At 53.7% G+C, this 1,988-nt stretch carries 3 protein-coding genes; all 3 read right to left on the reverse strand.

Annotation, left to right across the window (positions count from 1 at the left end; translation table 11 throughout):
• The coding region (locus DXA54_RS27820; protein WP_117601718.1) for a DUF3872 domain-containing protein at window positions 1-461 on the reverse strand (461 nt) is incomplete at its 3' end.
• An 18-nt stretch (window positions 462-479) separates the two neighbouring features.
• Complete coding sequence (locus DXA54_RS27825; protein WP_008645933.1) at window positions 480-1,352, reverse strand: toprim domain-containing protein; 873 nt, start codon at window positions 1,350-1,352, stop codon at window positions 480-482.
• A gap of 7 nt (window positions 1,353-1,359) precedes the next feature.
• Window positions 1,360-1,935, reverse strand: coding sequence for a conjugal transfer protein TraO (locus DXA54_RS27830; RefSeq protein ID WP_117681730.1), 576 nt, complete (start codon window positions 1,933-1,935; stop codon window positions 1,360-1,362).
• Window positions 1,936-1,988: the final 53 nt, after the last annotated feature.

Genomic DNA, 1,988 nt, shown 5'->3' on the forward strand with positions numbered 1-1,988 from the left:
ACCCCGTCATCCTTCACGTTTCGGTTGTTGAAGTCAAATTCCAACTCGTAGGAGTTGCTGAAATTGTCCTCCACTACCACGATGAAGTTGTGCGCTTCCTCACCCGCCGCCGTGTAGTACAGCCGGAACTTCTCGTTTTCAAGCAGGTAGCGGTCATTGGGCAGGAACGTGATTCCGTTGTCCATTTTCAGCGTGCCTTCCCCCTCGAACTGGAAATACCGGATGGTGTAGAGGGTGTTGGCGAAGTCGCCCGTCTTTTTCAGCTCACAGCGGATTTCAACCGTCTGCCCCTTCGTCACCTTGTTCGGCACGGGCATGGTTTCCACCGTGAAGGGATAGGATTGCTGTATGTCCATGTCGTCGTCACACGATACGAGCGTGAGCGACACGGCAGCGAACAGGCAGAGTGCCAACGTCTTGAAGATTGATATTCTCTTGTTTTTGTTGTTCAGTATGTTCATTGTCATTTGATTTTTAAGTTATTGTTCTTTTTTGGTTGTCAGTTGCAGATACTCGTTCAAGTCCTTGCAACCGTCATAGAGAGCGGAACGGTCATAGACACGTTCTCCATAATGTCCTTTCAGCGTTTTCAACGTGCGCCGTCCGGCTGCGTCATGGTCGAGATAACAGTCTATGCACCCGCAGCCGTCCAGATACCTCATTGCCTTTTCCACGTTGGCAACAGAGTTCAATACGAGGCACTCACCCTTTTCCAATCCGAACGTGGCAGCAGAAAGAAAGTCCATGAAGCCTTCAAAAACGCTGCACACGTCAGCCGGAGAGCCTTCCGCCTTGACCAGCGACACATCTTTCGGAGGCACGCATCCTTTGAAGAAGCGGCTGCGGATCTCATATCCACCCGCCACGTTCGGGAAACCGACGGCAAAATATCGTTTGCCACGCACACAGTAATTCAGTCGGCAGCAGTAGCGTGATGCGACAACGTAAGGAATGCTCCGTTCCGCCAGATAGTCTGTCAGTGGAGAACGAAGCAGAGGGACGGCTTCCACTCCCTCAAAGGCAGGTTCTGTCTGCTTCGGAATGTAGGTCGGTTTGTCAAACTCTGCAATCTGCATATTAGAGGTTCCCGCTATAAACTTCACTTGTTCCATGAAGTCGCCACTTCCGATAAACTCCCCGGCAAGCGTGAAGATGTCACCACCTTTGCCCAGACCGAAGTCGTACCAGAGCTGTTTCGCCACGTTCACACGGAAAGAGGGCGTGCGCTCGCCCCTATACGGGGCGATATACCACAGCTCGTTACCGCTCCTTCTGACAGGCTCATGCCCCAGCCGTGCGAGAAAAACCGCAATGGGCATTTGTCTGATGATGTCTATTTCCGTCCGTTCCATGTCCGTGTCAGTTGATGATGAACTTGATTCCGACCCCGAACTGCGTATGAAACTTCCTCGTGTCGCCACCCCACAGGCAACGCTCCCGGAGGTTGGCGAGCAGGGCGATACGGTCTGCCACGTAAAACTCCACATCGAGCGTCAGCGCACCGCCGTAGATGAAGGCGTCCCGGTCATGGAGCGTGGAGCCGTCATGCAGTACCTTTTCGCCCCAGTTCACCGATTCATATCCGGCAAGAGCCGAAGCACCTGCATAGACGAACACGATTTTACGGGCATCGGAAAGTATCTTGAAGTCGTATCCGCCCTCCACCGTGAACTGCGCCACGGGTATCTTTCCGTCCTTGTAAGGGTTGTTCTTCAACAGATATTCGCCGCCGAACACCCATTTGTTCCCCTTTTTCGTGTAGGTGGAGAGAGCCGCCCCGAAACTGTACCCGCCGTCGTTGCCGCCGGGATTGAAGCGGTCCGCCATGTTCGCCCTGACCTCGATGCCCTGCATCTTCGGCAGGCATCGCTGGGCGTGCGCCTGCCCCGTAACCAGGGCAAGCGACGCGATGATTATTGCGATGTACTTTCTCATGGTCAGCGCACTTGAAGTTCGTTGATGGTATTGGCACGTACCAAGTCCTCGTT

Origin of the sequence: Bacteroides sp. OF03-11BH (assembly GCF_003604005.1) — a bacterium.
Classification (GTDB): Bacteria; Bacteroidota; Bacteroidia; order Bacteroidales; family Bacteroidaceae; genus Bacteroides; species Bacteroides ovatus.